The sequence below is a fragment of the Fulvimarina fulva genome (assembly GCF_039652615.1).
GTDB lineage: Bacteria > Pseudomonadota > Alphaproteobacteria > Rhizobiales > Rhizobiaceae > Fulvimarina.
In genome coordinates this window covers 1-22612 of the sequence record NZ_JBDJAC010000006.1, presented here as the reverse complement: position 1 = coordinate 22612, position 22612 = coordinate 1, and the positions used below count along the sequence as shown (strand labels likewise).

Sequence of the window (22612 nt, the reverse complement as noted above, 5' to 3'; positions counted from 1 at the left end):
ATGAATTGCCCATGAAAAGCTCCTCTTTCCTTCAGAAGACCTCTCCACATTCTCGAGGCAAGTCCACGCTACGCTCCGAGAACACGAGCCCAATTCGAGACCGAAGTTCCAAAACGACTTCAAGCGCGAAGTCGTGCTTCAGATCAAAGGTTTGGCGCTACCGTCCGCCGGAACAGAGCATTGATGTAATGATCAAGCTGGGCATCGAAGCGCTCCAGCTCCGAGGCGCTGGCGCAAGTCGCCTCTGCCAAATTCGTCACCATCCGATCGGCCTCGGCCCGTAATCCGCGTCCGCGCTCGGTCAGGCTTATAAGAACCCGCCTCTCGTCGGCTGGATCGCGTCGACGCTCGACAAAGCCCGAGGCTTCCAGCCGCTTCAGCAACGGCGTCAGTGTGCCGCTGTCGAGATAAAGCCGTTCGCCGAGCTGGCTGACCGATTGCTGCGTCTCTTCCCACAAAACCAGCATGACAAGATATTGGGGATAGGTAAGCCCCATCTTGTCCAGATGGGGCCTGTAAAGTCGCGTCACGAGGTTGGAGGCGGCGTAAAGACGGAAGCATGTCTGGCGCTCCAGCCGGAGGCGATCTCCACCATCGACCGGACCACCTTCTTCGAAATCCGCCGCCTGCGAACTCATCGCGTGCTCACCTCGATTTGGACGTCCACGTTCCCCTTGACCGCATTGGAGTACGGGCAGGTCTTGTGGGCCGCGGCCACGATCTCTTCCGCGGTGCTCTGGTCAATGTCGGCGATCACCACATCCATGGCAACTTCCAAGCCGAAGCCGCCGCTCTGGTTCGAGCTCATGCTGACCGTCGCCGTAACTTCGATATCGCGATCACGAACCTTGGTCTCCATCTCGCGGCTGACGTGAATCACCGCGTTCTCGAAACAAGCGGCGTAACCTGCAGCAAAGAGCTGCTCCGGATTCGTGGCGCCGCCCTTGCCGCCCATCTCCTTGGGCACAGCCAGGGACAGATCAAGAAGACCGTCTTCGGTCTTCACGGTGCCGTGGCGGCCGCCGACCGCCGTCGCGCGGGTAGAATACAAAGTGCTCATAGCTCTGCTCCGAATTTGTAAATGCGGACGGACATCGCCGGCCGATTATTTTATATTGCGTACAATTTAATTGCGCACAATGTACTTGAAGGGCTTTTTCTGTGCAAAGAGCTCTGACCTCCCCTTCTCCCGAACCCGACGGCCCCTGGCAGGCAGAGACCCCAGAACCAGAACGGTTCCGGGAAACCTGATGCGCATATCTAACTAGTTCGCGCTTGCGAGCGGAGGAACCGTGCAAGGTAGCGTCGGAGCCGGTTCCGGGACGAGGTCCGAGTGCGCCGTAGAACGCAGTCCCTGACCGTCTACAGGGACCAGAGGAACTCCAACTCCCGTCTCTCTCGTATCCTGCGACGCATTCCGGGTCTGAATGGGCCCTTGCTCTAAGCGATGACGTGCTGCTCCCCCTTGCGCGCTTGAAGACATGCACTACCTGCTGTTTATTCCCACTCGGGAATACCGAATCCCGTGAAGCTGTCATGACACGACGATGCCTTCGGCTGGGCAAAATCGCTCGAGCCACGCTTCATCGCAGGCTCACGGACCCGCGAGCGATCGATCTGTCGATCATTTGGTCAAAGGAATTTCGAGATGTCCGAACAAGTTGCGAAGCGTTCGTCGGAAGAGTTCGCCCTTTCCGTCGAAAAACTGATGGGAAGTCCGTCCCGATGGCGGCGGCTGGGGGTGCCGGTTGCGGCCGGTCGGCGCAACCATGAAGACGGCACGCCGGACTATGGCCTGTTCGGCCCTTCCAGTGTCGTGTGGAAGGTTCTTTTGCATCCCGCCACCATCATCTACCAGACACCGGCTCAATTCAGTATGCAGCTGATGTACAAGCCGGTGGTCGCCGGTGTCCGCGATGCCGATCCGCTTGCGACCCAGGTTCGCGCCGGCACATTGACCGCGTTCGATTCCTTCAACCGCTTTCAGCGCAATTCGGGCCTTCATGCGCCGATGTGGTTTGGTGATACGCGCACCGCCGAAACCATGTGGGCGCATCTCCATGCGCTTCATGACCATGTGCAGGGCGGGCTTATCGATGTCGGGCAACCCGAACTGGGCGAATATCACGCCGATGGCCCCCGTGACGTCATGTGGGCTGGGCTTACCGAGATGATGGGGATGCTCTGGACGTACGAACATTTCGCCTGGCATGGCGATTCCCCTCCGCAGCCGCTGCCGGACGATGAACGCGACCAGTATGTCGCGGAATCGGCGGCCTATCTGCGTCTTGTCGGAGCGCCGGAAGCGGAAATTCCCCAGACGATGGCGGATGTCGAGGCGCTTTTCGGCAAATATCAGGAATTGTTCAAGAAGACCGACACGATGTACATCATGCCGGACTCGGGCAAGGACTTCTCCGCACTCGCTCAGCAACAGATTCAGAAGAACTGGCACCCGACCCAGAAAATGGCCGTTGATGTTCTGGACGAGTTCTTCAACAAGCCGACGAACCTCGTCATCGCTTCGTATCCGATCTATCTGCAGATTTGGGGTGCTGGCTGGGACGACGCGAAAAGAGCCGAAATGGCCGAGAATTTGAAGACGGCGCAGCCGGAAATTCGCGCCCGGCAGGAGTCGCCCGATGTCGAGCGGCGCGCGATCGATCTCTTCTGGGGCCCCGATGCTCATGAGCTGATTTCGTCAGCCCGCGCGCTCATGAAGAGGGCGAACTGATGTCTGACATGACAGCGTCCAGCAGAGATATGTCGCTCACCCGGATTTCGGCAAAGATAACAAGGCGCGACGAGATCGCCGAGGACATCCTGCAGATCGAGTTCAGCGCCGAATATCTGCCCTCCTGGACGCCCGGAGCGCATATCGACGTTGAGGTTCCCGGCTGCGGATTGCGATCCTATTCGCTGGTGGATGGCGATTATCAGAAGAAGTACCGGATCGCGGTCAAGATCCTCGAAGATCCGGGGTCGGCCTCCTTGTCCATTCGCGACCATTTCCATGTGGGCACCGACGTCGACATCTATCCGGCGATCAACCGGTTTCCGATCAGGCAAGCGTCACACTATACCTTCCTGGCAGCCGGTATCGGCGTGACGCCGATCCTCTCGATGCTCCGCGAACTCGATGGCAGCGACACTGCGTGGAAATGCCATTATTTCGTCAGGACGAGAGATCAGATGCCCTTCATCGACGAGATGCGGGCTTTGGCAGACAAGGCAAATGCCGAACTGAACGTCTATGTCAGCGGCGAAACCGGCCGCCAGTCGCTTGCAGAGCTTTTCGCGCAGAAAGACAATCTGGACGCCGTCTATGCGTGCGGCCCCACCGGCTTCATGAACGAGGCCGAGGCCATTGTCTCGAAGCGAGAGGGGGCCCGGTTCTACATGGAGGATTTCGACGACCAGAGCACGGAAGTCACCATGGAGCATCCTCTCCCCGTCTGTCAGGGCGAAACCGCGGAGCGGATCAGTTCGACTTCGCCTTTCGAGGTCGAATGCCGCGCCAGTGGGCGGAGCTTCACCGTGGCATCGCATGAGACGATCCTGGACCATGTGAAAGAGATCGTCCCCGATCTACCCACTTCCTGCGAGGAGGGCGTGTGCGGAACCTGCGAGGTTTCGGTCCTTGAGGGAATGCCGGCGCACCGCGATCAATGGTACAATGACGAAGCACGTGCCCATGGCGGACGGATGATGATCTGCGTCAGCCGGTCGAAAACCAAGAAGATCGTTCTCGATCTTTGACCGCTACATAAGCCGGCCCGTTTCCGCGTGGCGGTCGATCGACGACAGGCGGGATCGCTTGTGGTGGTGACGTGCTACCCCGAAATCGGACCGTTCTGAGCTGGAATTTTCCAATTATGATCCCGTGATCGGGACGAGGAAAATTCCATGAAGACGTCGAAGTTGACCGAGGCGCAGATCGCCTTCGTCTTGAAGCAGGCCGATGAAGGGACTGCCTTTGCCGAGGTCTGCCGGAAGGCCAGGATCTCGGACGCGAGCTTCTACAATTGGCGCAAGCGCTACGGCGGCATGATGCCGTCTGAAGTGAAGAAGCTGCGGCAACTCGAGGAGGAGAACACGAAGCTGAAGCGGCTGGTCGCCAAATGGTCGCTGGCCGGGAGCGATGGGGCAGCTTGAGACGCCTTGACGCCGCCTCCCGTCATGGCGAAAACCGCATATCGATGCCAATGCCTTACGGGTGCTGGCGCTCTCCATACATGCTCATCAGGACAAGGCGGTCGGCTATGGGAATTGTCGCGAAGGCGACTGAGGTCGTGGGTGGCGCGGTCGCGCTCGTCAGGCGTTTCGGGTCTCCGTCACATCAAGCGGTCGGGCTGACCCCCAAGATTCCGGAAGCGCGAAAGCAAGGAATCATGACCCTGAAACTTCCCGCCGCAGAAGGCTGGAAGGACGGGCGCCTGCCCACCTGCGCGCCGGGACTTCAGGTCAATGCCTTTGCGTCGATGCTCGATCATCCCCGCTGGATCGAGGTCCTGCCGAATGGCGACGTCCTCGTGGCGGAATCAAAGGAACAGCCGGAGACGCCGCGCAGCCTGATGGACCACGCCCAGCAGGCGACGATGCGCCGCGTCAAGGCGATCGGGACAAGCGCCAATCGTGTCACCCTCTGGCGTGACGCGGATGGGGACGGCGTCGCCGAGCGCCGCGAGGTGTTCGTCAAAAACCAGAACCAGCCCTTCGGCATGGCGCTGGTCGGCGACAAATTCTATCTTGGGAATACCGACGGCATTCGGCGTTTCGACTACCAGCCGGGCGATACGAGCCTTAAGGGCGATGGTGAAAAGCTCGTCGACTTCAAGCCGCACGGGCACTGGACCCGCAGCCTGATCGTCTCGCCGGACCGGGCGAAGATCTACGCCGGCGTCGGATCCCTTTCCAATATCGGCGACAAGGGCATGGCGGCGGAAGAGGGACGCGCTGCGATCTGGGAACTGGATGTTGCCACCGGAAAAGCGCGGATTTTTGCCTCCGGCCTGCGAAACCCGGTCGGCATGGCCTTCGAGCCGGTCACGAAAAAGCTTTGGACCGTCGTCAACGAGCGCGACGGGCTCGGGGACGAAACGCCGCCCGACTATCTGACATCTGTTAAAGAAGATGGGTTCTACGGCTGGCCCTATTCCTACTGGGGCCGGACCGTGGATGATCGGGTCCCGCAGGATGCGGGCCTTGTCGCCCGGGCCATCCAGCCGGATTATGCGCTCGGCGGCCACACGGCTTCGCTCGGCCTCTGCTGGATGCCGGCAGGCACCTTGCCGGGGTTCGGCGAGGGCATGGTAATCGGCCAGCACGGATCGTGGAATCGCTCGACGCTCAGCGGCTACAAGCTGATCTTCGTTCCGTTCAAGGACGGCGCGCCGAATGGTCCTGCCCGCGATATCCTGTCCGGCTTCCTCTCCGATGACGAGAAACTCGCCTATGGGCGTCCCGTCGGCGTGGCGGTCGGGCCGGACGGCAGATCGCTGCTCATGGCCGACGACGTGGGAGACATCATCTGGCGCGTGACCGCCGCGTAATATCATCTCCGGCAGATCAGGCCGGGGATGATATCGCAGCCCGCGGGGCACTTGAGCATTTTTGAAATCCGTCATCGCGAAGCGATCAAACGGATTTCGTATAATGCCTTAACGGCAGAACCACGTCGCACGAAAACGTTCCGGACCGGGAATGATATTTGGCTGTGGAACAATGGGTTGGGTCAATCGCTTATCGAGCCCGAAGGACAATCAAGTTCATCGGAGACTCCCCATGCGCATCAAGACCACTCTCGCCGCTACCGCCGCATCGGCTGCCGTCCTCACATTTCTCAGCATCGCTCCGGCTTCAGCAGCGGTCGAAGTCGGAACGCTCGGCTGCCATGGCGAGGGATCGACGGGCTACGTGATCGGCTCGAGCGAAGATCTCGTCTGCGAATTCACGCCCGCTGGAGGAGACCAGCCCACCGAACTTTACGGCGCGACCCTCGACACGTTCGGGCTCGATGTGGGCGTAACCGGGCGCACCGTCATGACCTGGGCTGTCGTGACCGTCGATGGCGCGACCTATCAGCCGAACAGCCTGGCTGGCACCTATGTCGGCGCGACAGCAGACGCTTCGGCCATCGTCGGTGGCGGCGCGAATGTTCTCGTCGGCGGATCGAACGACAGCTTCTCCCTCCAGCCTGTGAGCGTAACCGCGCAGGAAGGCATCAACGCGGCCGTGGGCGTTTCGAAGTTCACGCTGACGGCAGCCCAGCCTGTCGTCACAGGCGAGGAGACGACGCCGGTTGCCGTCGAGAGCACGGCGAACGGCGAAGCCGTCGTTCCGAAGTAAGACCGGCGGACCTTGAGCCCTTCGTCGGACGGGAATTGACCAAGAGGCAATTCTTTCGTTCGGCGCTCGAAGCGCTCTTGCCGGCCACGCCGGATGGCGGGGCCTGACAGCCTGATCGAAAAGCCCGAGACGCGGTCGCGCGTGTCGGGCTTTTCTTCGGCGCAATCGATACGCAACCACTTCCTGGTTTTTGGCCGCGTTTGAAACACCCCACGGTATCGGACCTGTCCCATCACGCGCATGCTCAGGATGCGGCCCGCCAGCGTCATTTTAAAAGCAACGGACCGAACCGCGACGACCGGCTTTGGGAAAATCCGATGCGAAACCAATCTGGTGGGAGCATCAGAACCAGGCTGACAGTAGAGCATCGGGCGATAAGCCTGATGCTCTGAGCCTTCGCGGCGAGGCCTTTCTCAAAACCGCCAGGCGAGCAAAGAGTGCCCTTTCCATCTCTCCCGCTTGCCGCTATACGGGCCGCCCCTTCAAGGATCGTGACATCCCCTTCGCCCGGCGTTTCTCATGAACACCCATGGGTTGGCGTGCGTCCGTCGCGACACTGCCCGAGGCTCGTTCTTATGTCCGCCCCAATCTTTCCCGGCCTCGATTTCGGCACCACCAATTCGACGCTCGCCCTCGGCTCCGATAATGGCGCCCCCCGGCTCGTCGTGCTGGAAGGAGACCATCTCAGCCTGCCCTCGGCGCTGTTCTTCTCCCTCGAGGACGGCAAGACCTATTACGGGCGCGCGGCGGTCCACGAATATGTGGATGGCGCCGAAGGCCGTTTCATGCGCGCGCTCAAGAGCATTCTCGGCTCTTCCCTCATGAAGGAGACGACGGCGGTCGGGCGCCAGCGCATGAGTTTCGAAGCGCTGATCGGATGTTTCCTGCAGCGCTTGAGGGAACGGCTGGAGGCCGAAACCGGTGCGGCGGCGGGTCCCGTGGTCTTCGGGCGACCGGTGCGGTTCGTCGACGAGGACGATGCGGCCGATCAACGGGCCGAGGACGAACTGGCGCGTGCGGCGCGCAGCGTCGGTTTTTCCCATGTGGAATTCCAGTTCGAGCCGGTGGCCGCAGCGCTCTATGCCGAACGCCAGCTGACCGCCGAACGGCTTGCCCTGATCGTCGACATCGGCGGTGGTACGTCGGACTTCACGCTGGTGCGGCTATCGCCGGAACGGGCCCGCTCGCTCGATCGGCGGGACGATATCCTGGCGACCGGCGGCGTACATGTGGGCGGAACGGATTTCGACCGGCTCCTCAACATCACGCGCATGCAGCCGCTGCTCGGTCTCGGCTCCTTTACGCGCGACGGCAAGCGCGAAATGCCGCGCTGGTATTTCAACGACCTCGCCACCTGGCACCGGGTGAACCAGCTCTACACGCAGAAGGTCAAACGCGATGTCTTCGAACTGACGCGCGAGGCCGCCGAACCAGAGAAGCTGGAGCGTCTCGCCCATGTTCTCGAACATCGCTCCGGCCACCGGCTTGCCGGTGCTGTGGAGCGCGCCAAGATCGCCCTCACCGACGAGCCGGAAACCGCGATCCGCATGTCGGAGCCGGGCCTGAAGCTGGACGCCCCGGTCAAGCGAGAGGATTTCGAGACGGTGACCGAGGAACTGACCTTACGGATCACCACGTCCATCGAAAGCGTGCTTGCCGGTGCGGGAGCAGAGGCGTCAGCCGTCGAGACCGTGATCCTGACCGGCGGCGGCGCGGAGGTTCCGGCGGTGCGCCGGGCGGCCCTTGCTCCCTTCCCCCATGCGGAGGTGACGCGCTCCGATGCCTTCGGCTCCGTAGGCCTCGGCCTCGCGCTGGATGCGGCCCGCCGCTTTCGCTGACGGCTATCCGACGAGTGACGGCTCCCGCTGACCGCCTTCCCTGCCGGCGAGCGCGTCCTTGAACGAGATCAGTTTGCGACGATCGGCGCTCCACAAGGTCAGCCGGACGGTGCTGAAACTTTCCGGGATCGTGATGCGGCCGATATCGGCGAGATCCGGGTGGTCCCTCAAAACCTCCGGCAGGCGGTAATAGGGCACCTTGCTGGAGAGGTGGTGGACATGGTGAACGCCGATGTTACCGCTGAACCAGCGCAGGATTTTCGGCAGGACGTAGTGTGACGAGCCATGGAGCGCCGCCTCCTGAAATTCCCAGTCCGCGCCATCCATCCAGCAGGTCTCTTCGAACTGATGCTGGACATAGAACAGCCAGACCCCGAGGCTGGCGGCGATCATGACGATCGGCAGGTGGATGAGGAGGAACGGGACGAGCCCGACCAGCCAGATCAACAGGAGCGACAGGACCACGATGCCGAGATTGGTCAGAACGGCCGAAAGCCATGGGCCGGGACCTGCGCGCATCAGCCCGATCGGCAACCGCTGCTCGAAGAAGAACAGCCAGGCCGGACCAAAGCCGAACAGGACGATCGGATTGCGATAAATTCGATATCGAAGTCGGCCCCAGCGGCTCCGGCCGAGATATTCGTCGACCGTCAGGGTCAGAATGTCTCCGAGCCCGCGCTGGGCGAGATTTCCGGTCGTCGCGTGGTGATGGGCATGGCACCGACGCCAGTAGTCATAGGGGGTCAGGGTGAGAACGCCGATCACACGCCCCGTCCAGTCGTCGGCCCGGCGATGGCCAAAGAACGCGCCATGACCGCAGTCGTGCTGGATGATGAAGAGGCGCAGCAAAAACCCCGCCGCTGGCACGATCAACAAAAGGCCCCACCAGAGGCCGTAATGGATCGCAACGCTGCAAAGCGCCCAGAGGAGTGCGAAAGGCAGGAGCGTGATCGCGAGTTCGGCGATGCTTCGAACCCGGTCGGGCGTGCGATAGTTCGCGAGGATCTTGATCCAATGCCTGGTGGCGGCGGGACTGCTGCTTGCGGCGGTCGATGACGTCATTGGACGAACCTAATTCTCATGCCGCATGCCCTCGGCACGCAACCGATCGCGGACTATCGTTGTGATCGTGAAGCTGGCCGGTCCTGCGATCAGCGCGAATGACGTTTCATGTTTCGCGTCTGACGTTTCGGGCGGAACGCTCGAAGACCCTTTGCAGGCGTCGATCATGCCGCCGCTTTTCGCCTTAGAGGTGAAATGAGCCGAAGTCGATCCCGTTCCAAGGACCGGATCACAAACGCCGCGCCCGGCAGGGGCGGTATCCGCCTTTGCGCGCAAGAGCGTGATCGAAGCCTTCGTCGGCGCGTTGGTTCTCCTTACGATGGATGGATCGCGTCGCCGTTCTCGTCGAACACATGCAGCGCCTTGCGGCGGGCTTTCAGCGCAACCGTCTCGTCGCGCTTGACCGGAACGCTGCCGGGAAGCTTGGCCACCAGCGGCTCTTCGCTGGCGCCGATATCGACATAGAGAAGCGTCACTTCGCCAAGGCGCTCGACGAGCGACACCTTGCCCTCGAAATCCGCCTCGCCTTCCTCTGCGATGGACAGATCTTCCGGGCGGACCCCGAGATAGCCCCTTTCGCCCGCCGTCACCTTGCGGGGCGCGGGCAGCGTGAGCGGCGCAAGCCCCTCAATCGTCGCCTGGGCGCGCTCGCCCTCCGAGCCGATCTTCGCCGGCATGATGTTCATGGCAGGCGAGCCGATGAAGCGTGCGACGAAAAGATTGTCGGGCCTGTCGTAGAGGTCGATCGGCGAGCCCACCTGTTCCACATGGCCCTTGTTGAGGACAACGATCTTGTCGGCGAGCGTCATCGCCTCGACCTGGTCGTGCGTCACATAGATCATCGTCGTGTCCGGCATCTTCTCGTGCAGGCCGGCGATCTCGATCCGGGTCTGGACGCGCAGCGCCGCATCGAGGTTGGAGAGCGGTTCGTCGAAGAGGAAGACCTTCGGGTTGCGGGTGATAGCCCGGCCGATCGCGACACGCTGTCGCTGGCCGCCGGACAGCGCCTTGGGCAGGCGGTCGAGATAATCCTCGATCTGAAGGATGCGCGCAGCCTCGCGGATGCGCTTGTACCGCTCGTCCTTGGTCGTCCCCTTATCGAGCTTCAGGCCGAAAGCCATGTTCTCGTAGACCGTCATATGCGGATAGAGCGCGTAGGACTGGAACACCATGGCGATGCCCCGTTCCTTGGGGCTCTTGTCGTTGACGGTCTTGCCGTCGATCTCGAGCGTGCCGCCGGTGATGTCCTCCAGCCCCGCGATGAGACGTAACAGGGTCGACTTGCCACAACCCGACGGTCCGACGAACACAATGAATTCGCCTTCCTCGATCTGAAGATCGATACCGTGCAGGACCTTCACTGCGCCGAAGGCCTTCTCGACCTTGGTGAGCTTGACGCTGGCCATGCTGAACTTCCTCCCGTCGATCTTTCGTTTTCTCTGTTAGCGCGTAACGCGGGCGATGAAGCCGTCATGGGCGGCAAGCCGGACCCTGTCGCCGTCGAGCAAGCCACCGAGAAGGTCGAAGGTCTGCTCCGTGACGGCCATCCCCTCCGGCACCGTAAAGCTCGCCGGCGTATCGCCCAGATTGAAGACGCAGAGCGAGCGTTCCCCCTCCCCTTCGCGGAGCATTGCGAGAATGCCGGGCTCGGCGTCGAGGAAAGTGAGCGTGCCGGTGACCAGCGAAGGCGAGGATTTCCGGTATGCGATCAGCCGCCGATAGAAGGCGAGAAGCGAATCCGGATCGTCTTCGGCGGCGGCAACACCGAGCGCGAGATGTTCGCCCGGAACCGGCAGCCAGGGATCGCCATCGGAAAAGCCGCCATTCCGGTTGTCGGAGACCCAGACCATGGGGGTGCGGCAGCCGTCGCGGGTCTTCACGTCCGGCCAGAGCGCGATGCCCGACGGGTCGACCATCTGGTCGTAGGGGATTTCGGCCTCGGTCAGCCCGAGCTCCTCGCCCTGATAGATGCAGACCGAGCCGCGCAGGGTCATCAGGATCGCGGCCGCAAGTTTCAGAACCTGCTCCGGATCGGCTGCCCCGTCCGCCCAGCGCGAGGCATGGCGCACGACATCATGGTTGGAAAAGGCCCAGCAGGCCCAGCCGTCGGGTCCGGCGTTCTCGAACCGCTCGATCACGTTTCGAATGGTTTCCGGGGCTGGGATGCCGCCGGACAGGAATTCGAAGGCGTAGCACATCTGCAGCTTGTCGCCGCCGGAGGTGTACTCCCCCATCAGTTCGATGCCCGTCGTCCGCTCGCCGATCTCGCCGACGGCGACCGCGCCGTATTCGTCGAGAACGCTTCGCATCTCCGTCAGGAAATCGAGGTTTTCCGGCCGGTTCCGGTCGTGGACATGGTGCTGGTAATTGTAGGCGTCGGAACGCGGCGTATAGACTTCCGAGCGCATCTCCTCGGGAAGCGGCGGATTGTCCTTCAGTTCGGCATCGTGGAAGTAGAAGTTCGCCGTATCGAGCCGGAACCCGTCGACGCCGCGCTCCAGCCAGAAACGCATCTCGCCGAGGAGCGCTGAGCGAACGTCGGGATTATGGAAGTTCAGGTCCGGCTGCTCGATCAGGAAGTTGTGGAGGTAGTATTGCCGCCGCCGCGAATTCCAGCGCCAGGCCGGCCCCGAAAAGACAGACAGCCAGTTGTTGGGCGGCGTGCCGTCCTCCTTCGGATCGGCCCAGACATACCAGTCGGCTTTGGGGTTGTCGCGGCTCTGCCGGCTTTCCTCGAACCAGGGGTGCTTGTCGGAGGAATGGGAGATCACCTGATCGATGATCACCTTCAGCCCCAGCGCGTGAGCCCGTTCGAGGAGGGCGTCGAAATCGGCGAGCGTGCCGAAGATCGGATCGACATCGCGATAATTCGCGACGTCATAGCCGAAATCCTTCATGGGCGAGGTAAAGAACGGCGACAGCCAGACCGCATCGACGCCGAGCGAGGCGACATGGTCCAGCCGCCGGGTGATGCCGGCGAGATCGCCGACACCATCGCCGTTCGAGTCCTGAAACGAGCGCGGATAGATCTGGTAGATCACCGCGCCGCGCCACCAGTCCGGGTCCCGGATCAGCTGGCCTGTCGCAGAGAGCTGGGTGTTGTGAGCCTGATCAAGCACGGGTTCGAACGACCTCGCTGGATTGCGGATTGAAGATCAGCCCTTCACGCCGCCGGCGGTCAGGCCGGATACGATCTTGCGCTGGAAGATGAGGACGAGAACGATCAAAGGCACGGTGACGATGACCGAGGCCGCCATGATCGTGCCCCACGGGATCTCCTGCTCGGAAGCGCCCGAAAGAAGCGCGATCGCGACCGGCACGGTGCGCGTGTCGTTGTTCGACACGAAGGTCAGCGCGAAGAGAAACTCGTTCCAGGCCGCGATGAAGGCGAGGAGCCCCGTCGTCACCATGGCCGGCCACATCAGTGGCAGGAACACCTTGGTGACGATGACGACGGGCGAGGCGCCATCGACGATCGCCGCTTCCTCGATCTCCACCGGAAGGTCCCGCATGAAGGTGGTCAGCACCCAGACCGTGAAGGGCAGGGTAAAGATCATATAGGCGAAGATCAGCGAGAAGAGCGTGTTGTAGAGGCCGACCGAGCGGATCATCTCGAAGAGACCCGCCAGCACGGCGATCTGCGGAAACATCGAGACCGCGAGGATCGTCAGAAGCAGGAGCCCCCGGCCGCGAAAATGGATGCGCGAAAGCGCATAGGCCGCCGTCACCGCCAGGAAGAGCGAGATGACCACCACCGTCACCGCGACGATGACGGAGTTGAGAATGTTCAGCGGAAAGACGCCGTTCGTCAGAACGTCGCGATAATTGGCGAGGGAGAATTGGGTCGGCAAATAGTTCACGTCGAACAGGGCCGTACCGGATTCGAAGCTCGTCAGGATCGCGTAGTAGAACGGAAAGATCGAGAAGACGACGATGAAGACGACGAGGGCATAAAAGCCCACCCGTTTTGCGATGGCTTCCATGTCAGCGCCCTTTCCCGCCGAGATCGAGCTTGGCGACCTTGATATAAAGGAGCGTGATCATCGCGATCACCAGGAACAGGAATGTCGAGGCCGCCGAGCCATAGGCGAACTTGTCGAACTGGAAGAGGTTCTCCTGGGCAAAGACCGACATCGTCTTGGTATCGGTGTTGTTGGGCGTCAGCACATAGATGAGATCGAAGATGCGCAGGGCATCGAGGGCGCGGAAGATGACCGCGACGAGGATGGCCGGCCGGATCAGCGGCAGCGTCACCCTCCAGAACACCTTGACCGGGTTGATGCCGTCGATCCTGGCGGCCTCGTAGACATCGCCCGGCACCATCTGCAGGCCGGCGAGGATGAGGAGCGCCATGAAGGGCGTCGTCTTCCAGACGTCGACGATGATCACCGCCCACATCGCCGTGTCGGGATCGGCCGTCCATGCGACCGGCGAGGAGATGATACCGACCGTCATCAGCATGTCGTTGAGAATGCCGAACTGGTCGTTCATCATCCAGCCCCACATCTTGGCCGAGACGATGGTCGGGATCGCCCAAGGGATGAGGACGGCGGCACGCACCAGGCTACGGCCCTTGAATTCGGCGTTGAGGACGAGAGCGAAGGCGAGGCCGAGCACCGTCTCGATCGAAACCGAGATCGCGGTGTAGTAAACGGTGTTCCAGACGGCGTTCCACCACTGGCTGTCGAAGAAGAGGCCGAAATATTCGCCCTCCCCGTCGCCATAGTCGACATATTCCCAATAATTGCGGAAGCCGACCCATTCGGCTCCTTCGATATTGGAAAGGCTCGCATTGGTGAAGGAATAATAGATCGTCTGAAGAAGCGGCCAGCCGGCGACGAGGACGAGAACGAGCAGCATCGGCGTCAGGAAGAGCCAGGCTGATCTCAGCCGCTCGCGCGAGAGATTGGAGCGCGCCGCAGGTCGCTCCTCCGCCTCGATCGCCTTCTTGGTCGGCGGGGCTCCCATCGAAACATTCGCCATGTCATCCTCCCGAACGCGCACTCCCGAACGCGAAATGCATTCCCTTGAGACAGCCGCGAAGGCCGCGCTTCTCCGAGCGCTTAGACCTTGTGAGTTGTCCTGCCGCGAGCGGCGCGATACCGCGCCGCTCGCGATGGCCCGTTACGAGGCCTCATCCTGCCGCCGGACACATGAATCGACCTTGGTTCGTTTCTCGTCCGGTGAACGGCTCAGACGCCGCTCGGGCTGCCGGCGACCCTCAGAAACCGTTGGTTTCAAGGGTCCGCCGGTCTTATTCCCAGCCGCTACGCTTCAAGCGGCGAAGGCGCTTTTCCAGCTGGTCGAGATTGCCGGCGGCATCGCCGCGTCCCGAAAGCGTCTCGTTGACGGCGGTCCAGAATTCCTTCGAGACCTCGTTGTATTGCCCCTTGGTGGGTGCGGAGGGACGCGGTACCGCGCTTTCCACGACCGTGTCCCATTCGGCGACGATCGGCTGCGCCTTGGCGATTTCCGGGTCGTCGTAGAGGCTCGGGATCGTCGGCAGCCGCGCGGTCGAAAGCGCGCGTTCCCTCTGCGACTGCTCCGAGGTGAGGAATTTCACGAGTTCGATCGCGGCGTCCTGGTGTTCGGAATATTGCGAGACGGCCAGGTTCCAGCCGCCGAGGCAGGCAGCGGACTCGCCGCCTTCGCCAGCGGGAAGCGGCGCGACGTCGAACTTGCCCTTCACGGCGGAATCATCGCCATTGCCCAGCGGATAGGCATAGGGCCAGTTGCGCATGAAGACGGCGTTGCCGGTCTGCCAGACGCCACGTGACTCCTCTTCCTTGTAGGAGAGAACGCCTTGCGGAGCGATCGTGCCGATCCAGCCCTTGGCCTGTTCCAGAGCGTCGGCGGCCTTCTCGTTGTTGATGGTGATTTCGCCGTTCTGGTCGACGATCGTCCCACCGCCATGGGAGGCGACCCATTCGAGCCCGTCGCAGGTGAGGCCCTCATAGGGCGCGCCCTGGAAGACGAAGCCGTTCATCTGGGTATTGCCGGCCTCGCGCTCGGCGTCCTGGATTTCCTTGGCGGTCGCCTCAAGCTCTTTCCAGGTCTTCGGCACCTCCATGCCATATTTTTCCAGAAGGTCCGTGCGGTAATAGAGCGCCGGCGCGTCCGTATACATCGGGAAGGCGACGAGCTTGCCGTCGACCGTCTGGGACTGGATCACCGAGGGAAGATGCTGGTCGACGCGGTCGGCCATCGCCTCGGAAAGATCGACGAGATTGGCCGCGAGCTGCGGGGCCCAGATCACATCGGTCCGGTAGACGTCGATATCGGCGTTCTGCGCGGCGAGCCACAGACGATACTGGCCGAACTGGTCGGTGGTCGAGGCCGGCATCTCGACGATCTTCACCGTGTGGCCGGTCTCTTCCGTGAACTTGGAAAGCTGGTTGCGCATCTCCTCGACATCCTTGCCGATGGAGCCGAGCGCGACGGAGAGCTCGACCGCAAAGGCCGGTTGGGCGGCCAGCATGGTGCTGAGTCCCAGTCCCAGTGCGAGTGCTGAAAGTCGCATCTTATCGTTTCCTCCCGTTTGAGAGATCGGTGCGAACATCTCCTCCGCCGCAACCGACCCCGATTGATCTTCGATCCCGAAACATTCCTTTCGCATCTGGTCGAAAGGCGTTTCACGCTTTCGACGACTGGCCAGATCCTACACTATCAAGCGCCGTTCGCCGACATTCCAAGCCCTCCGATTGCAGATTACGCGCAGTCGGAGCATCCCCTCAGGGCCGGACCGCTCGTCAAGATGCCCGGCGCTGCTCGATGTCATGGGCCTCCACCGGGACATCGGTGCCAAGACCCGTCTCGATCATCCGCTTCTCGGCATCGGAGACGAAACAGAGATCGAGCGTCTTCTGAACCTCGGCCGCGCGCCGGAAGCTCGGCTCTCCCGTCACACCCGCGCGCAGAGCATCGGCAAAGCGCTGTTCGTTGCGCGGCGTCGGCTCGCACTCCATACGCTCCCATGTCGCTTTGTGAATGTTGTCGCCGAGGCAGGCATCGAGGGTCGAATCGAACTGATTGGCCCAGACGCGCAGGGCGCCGCGGTCGCCGTAGATCGTGAGATGCAGATCGTTGAAATTGCCCGTCGCATAGCGCGACATGTGGACGACGCCGATCGCGCCGTTCGCAAGCTCCACGGTCATCGCGACGGAATCGTTGACGTCCAGCTTGTACGCACCGATCGCCCCGCCTTCTGCCTTGTCGAATGTCTTCATCCGCGCCTGTAGCGCGGCGATTTCGAGACCCGATCCGAAGGTGACGAAGTCGAGAAGGTGAATGCCGATATCGCCGAGAACGCCTTTCGAGCCATGGGCACCCGAAAGGCGCCAGAGCCAGCGCTCCTCGGTGCGCCAATCGCCCCAATGCGTTCCCGTCAGCCAGCTTTGCAGATAGTTGGCATCCACATGCCGAACCGAGCCGATCTCGCCGGCCTCGACCATCAGGCGCGCCCTCTGGATGGCGTGGGCGTTGCGATAGGTGAGGTTGACCATGTTGATGACGCCGGCCTTTTCCGCCGCCGCCGTCATCACCATCGCGTCCTCATAGGTGGGCGCAAGGGGTTTTTCGCAGAAAACGTGCTTCTTTGCCGCCAGAAGCTCGAGCGTCGTCGCCATGTGGACGGCATCGGGCGTCGAGTTCACCGCCGCATCGAATTCGCCCCAGGCGATCGCCTCGCCAAGGCTTGCGAAACTGCGGGCAATGCCATGAACCTCGGCAAAGGCCGCCGCGCGCTCGCCATTCATGTCGACCGCCGCGACGATCTCGATACTGTCGATCTCGCCGAATTTTTCGGCATGGCGGGCCGCGATGCCGCCCGTGCCGAGGATGATGAGCCGGTCCTTGTGCGTATCGCTCGCGCTCATCGGTAACCTGCCTCGCCCGCCTTGTGCAGGGCCGCGCCCTTCGGCTCCAGCTTTTCCGGTGCCTTGTCGTAAGGCACGTTCGGAGCCTTGGAGACATCCTTCCAGGGTTTTGCCGGGTTATAGGCCCAGCGGACCGCGTTGCGCAGGACCTGCGCGACGCTTTCGTCCTTGTAGATCGGATAGGTCTCGTGCCCCGGCGCGAAATAGAAGATACGTCCGGCGCCGCGCTGATAGGTCAGCCCCGAGCGGAACACCTCTCCGCCCTCGTACCAGGAGACGAACAGGGTCTCCAACGGCTCGGGAACCAGGAAGGGCTCGCCATACATTTCCGAATGGGGAAGCTCGATCGACGGGCCGATGCCTTGCGTGATCGGGTGCGAGGGATTGATGACCCAGAGCCGCTCGCGCTCACCGGCCTCGCGCCAGCGCAGCGAGCACGGTGTTCCCATCATCCGCTTGAAGATCTTCGAGAAATGGCCGGAATGGAGGATGATCAGCCCCATGCCCTCGGCAACGCGCTGCTGGATCCGGTCGACAACCGCGTCGGACACCTCGCCATGGGCCTTGTGACCCCACCAAAGGAGAACGTCGATCTCATCGAGGCGCGATTGCGATAGGCCGTGCTCGTCCTCCTGAAGGGTCGCCGTCGAGACATCGATCGTCTCGTCCACCGACAAAGCCCGCGCGATCTCGTTGTGGATGCCGTCCGGATAGACCTCCTGAACGGTGGCGTTGTTCTGCTCGTGGATAAATTCGTTCCACACGACGGTACGAATTGCCATCGCTTGTATCCTCCTCCCGATTTCTGGCCTTTTCGGCTCTCCCATGCTCATCGTGCATCAGCTCATCCCGTTTGTCAAAGCGCTTTGAAAGGAAATTTAAGCGCTTTGATTGACGTGCTGATGTCGATGGTGCGATTTTCGGAGCCCGGGATCACGGGTGGGAGGCACGATGCCGACATCGTCGGGAGGCGGGAGGGAACGGATGGGACTGAAGGACATCGCCAGCGAGCTCGGACTGTCGCTCACGACCGTCAGCCGGGCGCTGAACGGCTACCCGGAGGTGGGCCTCGAAACACGCCGGCGGGTTCGCGAGGCGGCCGAACGGTTGAACTATCGGCCCAATGCCGTGGCCAAGCGGCTGGCGACAGGCCGCGCCAACGCCTTCGGCGTCGTCGCCCCGCTCTCGCGCCAGACCCTGGCAAGCCCGATCGTCACGGATTTTCTCACCGGCGTGTCGGAAAAACTGGCCGAGGACGGGCTCAACCTCGTCTTTACCCAGGTCAAGGAAGGGCATGAGCGCGAAGGCTGTGAAAAGCTCATTGCCAGCGGCACGGTCGACGGCCTCATTCTCTTCTCGCCGCTGATGGAGAACGAGCGGACCGCCGCGCTTGCCGCGCTCGACTTTCCGATGGTCATCCATGGCCGTCCACTTCACGGCACGGTGGTGCCCTCGCTCTCGATCAACAACCGAGCCGCCTTCCAGACGGCAGCCGAATATCTCCTGTCGCGCGGCCATCGTCGGATCGGGCTTCTCAATGGCGACGAACACCAGACCTATGCGATCGATCGGCGGGACGGGGTCGAAAAGGCGATCGCCGGCACGACGGACGCCCGCCTGATTCTCGCCGCATCCGGCGACATGACCTTCGAAGTCGGACGCGAAATCATGCTCGACTGTCTCGCGCGCAGCGAGACGAGCACGGGTTCGCAGACGTCGGAGCGGCCGACGGCGCTACTGTGCTCCTCCATACTCCTCGCGCTCGGCGCCGTCGCTGCCTTGCGGGAACGGGGGCTGGACGTGCCGAAAGACGTATCGATCATCGCCCATGACGATCAGGTCGCCGCCCTCCCCCCGATCATGACGGTTCCTTCGCTGACGACGACGACCTCCTCGATCAGGGCGGCCGGACGACGCATCGCGGAAATCCTGCACGATCGCATCCAGGGTGTCCTTCCGGCAAACTATTCCGAAGTCTGGGAGACGGAGCTCGTCGAACGCGGCTCCGTCCGCCAGCTCGATTGATGCCGGGAGACGAAGGGCTCAGGCACCACTCAGGCTACGCGCGCCATGGCACCTGCGGCAAGCCTCACGGCCTTTCGGACACTTGCGAACGAATGTCCTTCCCGTCCCCCGGTTCGACCCCCGTCATGGAGGCCTTCCAGTCCTTCAGGAACCGTTGCTTCTTGCGGTCGTCGAGCCAGGTCAGGAGATCGGGCCTGAGGCGGATCGGCAGGAGCGCGGCGCCGCCCGAAAGCTGACTGGCGAGAACGCCCGTCTCGACCGGATCCTCGCTGCCGACGGGATCGAGCGAGCTCTCGTCTCTCAGCGTCGATTGCCCTTCGGGCGAAAGAAGAAATCGCACGAAGCTCTTGGCCTCGCTGGGGTGGTCGGCCGAGCGCGTCACGAAGACAGAGCGGGTGAAGACCAGCGCGTAATCGCGAAGGAGCAGAAGGGAAAGGCGCGGATTGTCCGCAACCATGCGGTTCGCGTAGGACCCGATCACATTATAGGCGAGGACGAGATCGCCGGACGCGATGTCGTCGATCATCTCGCCCGTGCAGCAATACAATCGCGCATGGGCGCGACCGAGAGATTCCACGAGCCGCGAGGCCTGATAGCCGCGCTGGGCGTCCTGGGTCGCGAACATGTAGCCGACGCCCGAAACCGTGACATCGTATGTCCCGACCCGCCCTTCGAAGAATGCGGGATCGTCGCGCAGCATGCCGGCTAGGTCGGAGCGGGAGACCGGCAGGTCGCGTCCCGCGAAGGCCTCGCGATCATAGACGAGCGCCACGGGCTCTCTGGTGAAGCCGAAAAGCTCGTCGCGCCAGCGCGACCAGCCCGGTGTCTCGGGAACATCGTCCACAGGCGCTGCATAGCCGGCGTTCACGAGATCGACCTGAAGATCCATGGAGGACGACATCACGAGATCGGGCAAGTGGTCGGCATCGAGGACGGCCTTGTAGAGTTCGGCCGTGTTGAACTCGGTGTAGTCGATGTCGATCGAAGGATTGAGCGCCTCGAAGCGTTGGATGACCGGTTCGATCGCCTCCCGATCCGTCGCGCTCCAGATTTCGAGCACGGTCCGCTCCTGCGCCACGGCCTGCGGCCGAAACGCCATATGTGCGATGGCGAGGCCGAAGACGGCGGCGACAACACTGAGGACGGCGACCCGAAGCTTCGTCATGACCGATCCCTTTCCGTGGGCGCGACCGACAGGCGCATGACGCATCGCAGCCCGCACGGCTCTGCGTCCTGCAGCTCGAAATGGCCGCCATGGCTTTCAGCCACCGCTACGACGATGGACAGGCCGATGCCGGAGCCCGAACCGGTCGAATAGAACCGTTCGAGAACCCGCAGCTTGTCTTCGTCCGGCACGCCCGGTCCGCGATCCTCCACCGAGATCTCATAGGCCTCGATCGCGCCATCGTCTCCACTCACGGGTGTCAGGCCGATGGTGATCTCGTTGTCCTTCGATCCGTGACGGATCGCATTGTCGATCAGATTGCGCAGGGCTTCGCGAATGGCGACGGCGTCGCCCGCGATCACCGCCGGCTGCCGGTCGTCCGGCAGATCGACGCCGAATTCGATGTCCTCCACCCCGTTGCCCTTGTCTCGCACGCTCTCTTCGAGAAGGCGCAGGATCACCTCGCGCAAGTCGACGGGCGCGAACATCTCCCGGTCGCTGCGATGGATCACCATGGCATGGCTGAGAAGCTGGTTGGTCATGCGCACCGTCCGCCCGGCCTGTTCGCGGGCTCGCCGAAGCTGTGCGGTATCGACCTGATCCCCACGGTCGGCCGCATCGAGATGGGTCTGCAGCATGGCCAGCGAGGTGCGCGTCTGGTGGGCGACATCGGCGATGAAGGTTTCGGCCTGTTTGCGCGACTGACCGAGGCGGCGCATGAAACCGTTGATCGCGGCGATCAGTCCCTCGATTTCGCGGGGCGGCTCGGCGCGCAGGGGCTCGAGGTCGAGGGGCTGACGGTCACGGATATCCCGTTCGATCCCGGCCAGTGGCCGCATGGCAAGGCCGATCCCGATGCGGGCGATGACGATGCCGGCGAGCGAGAGCGCGGCAAGCGGCACGATGCCCTTCAGCATCAGGTCCCTCTGCATCGCATCGCGCGCCCGGCGCGTCTGGCCGATCTGCACACCGACCCATTGCGGTGCGACCGCGCCGGGAAGCACCCGGCCATTGACCACGAACCGGACCGGCTCTCCGCTATAGTCCTGATCGAAGAACATGGCATCCTGGCGGGGCTGGTCGCCATGGGCGATCCAGTCACCCGGCAGGTCGGAATCGCCGGTCAGGGTCCGCCCGTTTTCGTCGATGACCCGGTAGAAGATCCTGTCGCTTTCGTTGAGCGCCAGAATTTCAAAGGCCGATGGCGGCAGATCGATCTCGATCCCGTTCGGCGCAACGGTGATGCGCTCCAGCATGGAGATCGCCGCACCCCGCAGAAGCAGATCGTAGGTTTCGTTGGCGGCGGTACGGGCATAGGCCCAGACGCCAAAAGCAAGAAGGGTGATGAGGACGAAAAACGCCACGAAGGACACGGCGAGAAGGCGGCGGCGCAGCGAATATCGTCGCTGGAACAAGCCATCGACGAGATCAAACATCCCGCATGCTCGCGATATAGCCGAGGCCGCGAATGGTGCGGATATCGATTGGCGCGCCCTCCAGCTTGCGGCGCAGGCGGGTCAGGATCTGCTCGACGGCGTTGAGGCTCGGGGCCTCCTCGAAGCTGTAGATGCCGTCCGCCACCTGCTCCTTCGTGACGACCCGATCGAGATTGCCGAGAAACAGCTCGAGCACCTGGAGCTCGCGCGTGCGCAGTTCGAGGTCGACCCCGGCAAGACTGGCCCGGCGGGCGGCGCGATCAAAGGCAAAATCGCCATTCACGAAGAGATTGGACGCTTCGCCGGAGCGCCGACGCACGAGCGCCCGGCAGCGGGCGGCAAGTTCCCGGAAATCGAAGGGCTTGACCATGAAGTCGTCCGCGCCGACATCGAGACCGATCACGCGATCCTCGATCTCGGAGCGAGCCGTCAGCACGAGAACAGGCGTGCGGTCGCCGCGCAAGCGCATCGAGCGCAGGATTTCGTAGCCATTGCGCGAGGGCACATTGATGTCGAGGATCACGAGATCGAAACTCGCATGGCGCAGAAGCGCCTCGGCCTCCCCGCCGTCCCGCTCGTGGTCGACCGCATGGCCCTCGGCTTTCAGTCGCTCGACCATTGCGGCCGCAAGCTCCCGATTATCCTCCACGATCAGCGTGCGCATCGGGCCTCCCTTCCCTGGCGCTTCATGACGGGCAGACTTTTCCTCCCATGTCAGTTTGGTGTCAGCGAGCCGTCAGACCGTTGTCAGCTGCGGGGGTTAGCCATGTCAATGGGAGTGAGGATTTTCCGTCAGGACGTTGGCAGGGCATCGATGCCCGCGGTGTCGCACCTTTTTTAAGGTGAAGCGTGGCTTTTTCGGCC

The 22612-nt window shown here is 62.5% G+C and carries 19 protein-coding genes and 1 pseudogene; 7 read left to right on the top strand and 13 right to left on the bottom strand.

Features of this window, described 5'->3' with window-relative positions; all coding sequences use genetic code 11:
• Positions 1-143: 143 nt before the first annotated feature.
• Positions 144-638, bottom strand: a complete 495-nt coding sequence (locus tag ABDX79_RS09955; RefSeq protein WP_346220142.1) for a MarR family winged helix-turn-helix transcriptional regulator — start codon at positions 636-638, stop codon at positions 144-146.
• Positions 635-1060, bottom strand: coding sequence for an organic hydroperoxide resistance protein (locus tag ABDX79_RS09950; RefSeq protein WP_346220141.1), 426 nt, complete (start codon positions 1058-1060; stop codon positions 635-637). Before ABDX79_RS09950 ends, ABDX79_RS09955 begins: the two co-directional genes overlap by 4 nt.
• A gap of 588 nt (positions 1061-1648) precedes the next feature.
• Between ABDX79_RS09950 and ABDX79_RS09945 the strand changes: the two genes are divergently transcribed.
• The 6 genes and pseudogenes from ABDX79_RS09945 to ABDX79_RS09920 all read left to right on the top strand — a co-directional run bounded on the left by ABDX79_RS09945 (position 1649) and on the right by ABDX79_RS09920 (position 8186).
• Positions 1649-2734, top strand: a complete 1086-nt coding sequence (locus tag ABDX79_RS09945; protein WP_346220140.1) for an oxygenase MpaB family protein — start codon at positions 1649-1651, stop codon at positions 2732-2734.
• The gene (locus ABDX79_RS09940; RefSeq protein WP_346220139.1) at positions 2734-3759 is read left to right on the top strand and encodes a PDR/VanB family oxidoreductase; all 1026 of its coding nucleotides are present in this window, start codon (positions 2734-2736) and stop codon (positions 3757-3759) included. The genes ABDX79_RS09945 and ABDX79_RS09940 overlap by 1 nt, the downstream gene beginning before the upstream one ends.
• Positions 3760-3906: 147 nt before the next feature.
• A pseudogene (locus ABDX79_RS09935) lies at positions 3907-4131 on the top strand (transposase); the annotation flags it as partial.
• A 131-nt stretch (positions 4132-4262) separates the two neighbouring features.
• A complete protein-coding gene (locus tag ABDX79_RS09930; protein WP_346220138.1) occupies positions 4263-5552 on the top strand; it encodes a PQQ-dependent sugar dehydrogenase in 1290 nt (429 codons plus the stop codon).
• A 232-nt stretch (positions 5553-5784) separates the two neighbouring features.
• Positions 5785-6348, top strand: coding sequence for a DUF992 domain-containing protein (locus ABDX79_RS09925; protein ID WP_346220137.1), 564 nt, complete (start codon positions 5785-5787; stop codon positions 6346-6348).
• A 575-nt stretch (positions 6349-6923) separates the two neighbouring features.
• A complete protein-coding gene (locus ABDX79_RS09920) occupies positions 6924-8186 on the top strand; it encodes an Hsp70 family protein (protein WP_346220136.1) in 1263 nt (420 codons plus the stop codon).
• 3 nt (positions 8187-8189) lie between these two features.
• On the opposite strand, the gene ABDX79_RS09915 is transcribed toward ABDX79_RS09920, so the two are convergent.
• The 8 genes from ABDX79_RS09915 to ABDX79_RS09880 form a co-directional block, all read right to left on the bottom strand.
• On the bottom strand, positions 8190-9248 hold the full coding sequence (locus tag ABDX79_RS09915; RefSeq protein WP_346220135.1) for a fatty acid desaturase: 1059 nt from the start codon (positions 9246-9248) through the stop codon (positions 8190-8192).
• 314 nt (positions 9249-9562) lie between these two features.
• Complete coding sequence (locus tag ABDX79_RS09910; protein WP_346220134.1) at positions 9563-10654, bottom strand: ABC transporter ATP-binding protein; 1092 nt, start codon at positions 10652-10654, stop codon at positions 9563-9565.
• A gap of 36 nt (positions 10655-10690) precedes the next feature.
• Positions 10691-12367 carry an alpha-glucosidase family protein gene (locus ABDX79_RS09905; protein ID WP_346220133.1) on the bottom strand — a complete coding sequence of 559 codons (1677 nt, stop codon included), beginning with the start codon at positions 12365-12367 and terminating at the stop codon, positions 10691-10693.
• A gap of 36 nt (positions 12368-12403) precedes the next feature.
• Positions 12404-13231, bottom strand: coding sequence for a carbohydrate ABC transporter permease (locus tag ABDX79_RS09900; RefSeq protein ID WP_346220132.1), 828 nt, complete (start codon positions 13229-13231; stop codon positions 12404-12406).
• Position 13232: 1 nt separating this feature from the next.
• Positions 13233-14231 (bottom strand): carbohydrate ABC transporter permease, encoded by a 999-nt coding sequence (locus ABDX79_RS09895; protein WP_346220131.1) that lies wholly within the window; start codon positions 14229-14231, stop codon positions 13233-13235.
• 271 nt (positions 14232-14502) lie between these two features.
• Entirely contained in the window at positions 14503-15768 is a 1266-nt protein-coding gene (locus ABDX79_RS09890) for an ABC transporter substrate-binding protein (protein WP_346220130.1), read from the bottom strand.
• A 229-nt stretch (positions 15769-15997) separates the two neighbouring features.
• Positions 15998-17122, bottom strand: coding sequence for a Gfo/Idh/MocA family protein (locus ABDX79_RS09885; RefSeq protein WP_346220129.1), 1125 nt, complete (start codon positions 17120-17122; stop codon positions 15998-16000).
• On the bottom strand, positions 17119-17904 hold the full coding sequence (locus ABDX79_RS09880) for a ThuA domain-containing protein (RefSeq protein WP_346220128.1): 786 nt from the start codon (positions 17902-17904) through the stop codon (positions 17119-17121). The genes ABDX79_RS09885 and ABDX79_RS09880 overlap by 4 nt, the downstream gene beginning before the upstream one ends.
• Positions 17905-18106: 202 nt before the next feature.
• Here ABDX79_RS09880 and ABDX79_RS09875 point away from each other — a divergent pair, with 202 nt between their 5' ends.
• Complete coding sequence (locus ABDX79_RS09875) at positions 18107-19147, top strand: LacI family DNA-binding transcriptional regulator (RefSeq protein ID WP_346220127.1); 1041 nt, start codon at positions 18107-18109, stop codon at positions 19145-19147.
• Between the two features lie 64 nt (positions 19148-19211).
• On the opposite strand, the gene ABDX79_RS09870 is transcribed toward ABDX79_RS09875, so the two are convergent.
• From ABDX79_RS09870 to ABDX79_RS09860, 3 genes are read right to left on the bottom strand one after another with little or no spacing between them, the layout of a single operon-like run.
• A complete protein-coding gene (locus tag ABDX79_RS09870) occupies positions 19212-20312 on the bottom strand; it encodes an ABC transporter substrate-binding protein (protein ID WP_346220126.1) in 1101 nt (366 codons plus the stop codon).
• Positions 20309-21748, bottom strand: coding sequence for a sensor histidine kinase (locus ABDX79_RS09865; protein ID WP_346220125.1), 1440 nt, complete (start codon positions 21746-21748; stop codon positions 20309-20311). Before ABDX79_RS09865 ends, ABDX79_RS09870 begins: the two co-directional genes overlap by 4 nt.
• Entirely contained in the window at positions 21741-22412 is a 672-nt protein-coding gene (locus ABDX79_RS09860; RefSeq protein WP_346220124.1) for a response regulator transcription factor, read from the bottom strand. Before ABDX79_RS09860 ends, ABDX79_RS09865 begins: the two co-directional genes overlap by 8 nt.
• Between the last annotated feature and the right edge of the window lie 200 nt (positions 22413-22612).

Excerpts from the sequence above, each read along its gene's own strand:
- ABDX79_RS09915 (WP_346220135.1), bottom strand. The coding sequence starts at position 9,248 with ATGACGTCATCGACCGCCGCAAGCAGCAGTCCCGCCGCCACCAGGCAT.
- ABDX79_RS09875 (WP_346220127.1), top strand. The coding sequence starts at position 18,107 with ATGGGACTGAAGGACATCGCCAGCGAGCTCGGACTGTCGCTCACGACC.
- ABDX79_RS09950 (WP_346220141.1), bottom strand. The coding sequence starts at position 1,060 with ATGAGCACTTTGTATTCTACCCGCGCGACGGCGGTCGGCGGCCGCCAC.
- ABDX79_RS09870 (WP_346220126.1), bottom strand. The coding sequence starts at position 20,312 with ATGACGAAGCTTCGGGTCGCCGTCCTCAGTGTTGTCGCCGCCGTCTTC.
- ABDX79_RS09900 (WP_346220132.1), bottom strand. The coding sequence starts at position 13,231 with ATGGAAGCCATCGCAAAACGGGTGGGCTTTTATGCCCTCGTCGTCTTC.
- ABDX79_RS09930 (WP_346220138.1), top strand. The coding sequence starts at position 4,263 with ATGGGAATTGTCGCGAAGGCGACTGAGGTCGTGGGTGGCGCGGTCGCG.
- ABDX79_RS09865 (WP_346220125.1), bottom strand. The coding sequence starts at position 21,748 with ATGTTTGATCTCGTCGATGGCTTGTTCCAGCGACGATATTCGCTGCGC.
- ABDX79_RS09860 (WP_346220124.1), bottom strand. The coding sequence starts at position 22,412 with ATGCGCACGCTGATCGTGGAGGATAATCGGGAGCTTGCGGCCGCAATG.
- ABDX79_RS09910 (WP_346220134.1), bottom strand. The coding sequence starts at position 10,654 with ATGGCCAGCGTCAAGCTCACCAAGGTCGAGAAGGCCTTCGGCGCAGTG.
- ABDX79_RS09895 (WP_346220131.1), bottom strand. The coding sequence starts at position 14,231 with ATGGCGAATGTTTCGATGGGAGCCCCGCCGACCAAGAAGGCGATCGAG.
- ABDX79_RS09955 (WP_346220142.1), bottom strand. The coding sequence starts at position 638 with ATGAGTTCGCAGGCGGCGGATTTCGAAGAAGGTGGTCCGGTCGATGGT.
- ABDX79_RS09945 (WP_346220140.1), top strand. The coding sequence starts at position 1,649 with ATGTCCGAACAAGTTGCGAAGCGTTCGTCGGAAGAGTTCGCCCTTTCC.
- ABDX79_RS09920 (WP_346220136.1), top strand. The coding sequence starts at position 6,924 with ATGTCCGCCCCAATCTTTCCCGGCCTCGATTTCGGCACCACCAATTCG.
- ABDX79_RS09940 (WP_346220139.1), top strand. The coding sequence starts at position 2,734 with ATGTCTGACATGACAGCGTCCAGCAGAGATATGTCGCTCACCCGGATT.
- ABDX79_RS09925 (WP_346220137.1), top strand. The coding sequence starts at position 5,785 with ATGCGCATCAAGACCACTCTCGCCGCTACCGCCGCATCGGCTGCCGTC.
- ABDX79_RS09890 (WP_346220130.1), bottom strand. The coding sequence starts at position 15,768 with ATGCGACTTTCAGCACTCGCACTGGGACTGGGACTCAGCACCATGCTG.
- ABDX79_RS09880 (WP_346220128.1), bottom strand. The coding sequence starts at position 17,904 with ATGGCAATTCGTACCGTCGTGTGGAACGAATTTATCCACGAGCAGAAC.
- ABDX79_RS09885 (WP_346220129.1), bottom strand. The coding sequence starts at position 17,122 with ATGAGCGCGAGCGATACGCACAAGGACCGGCTCATCATCCTCGGCACG.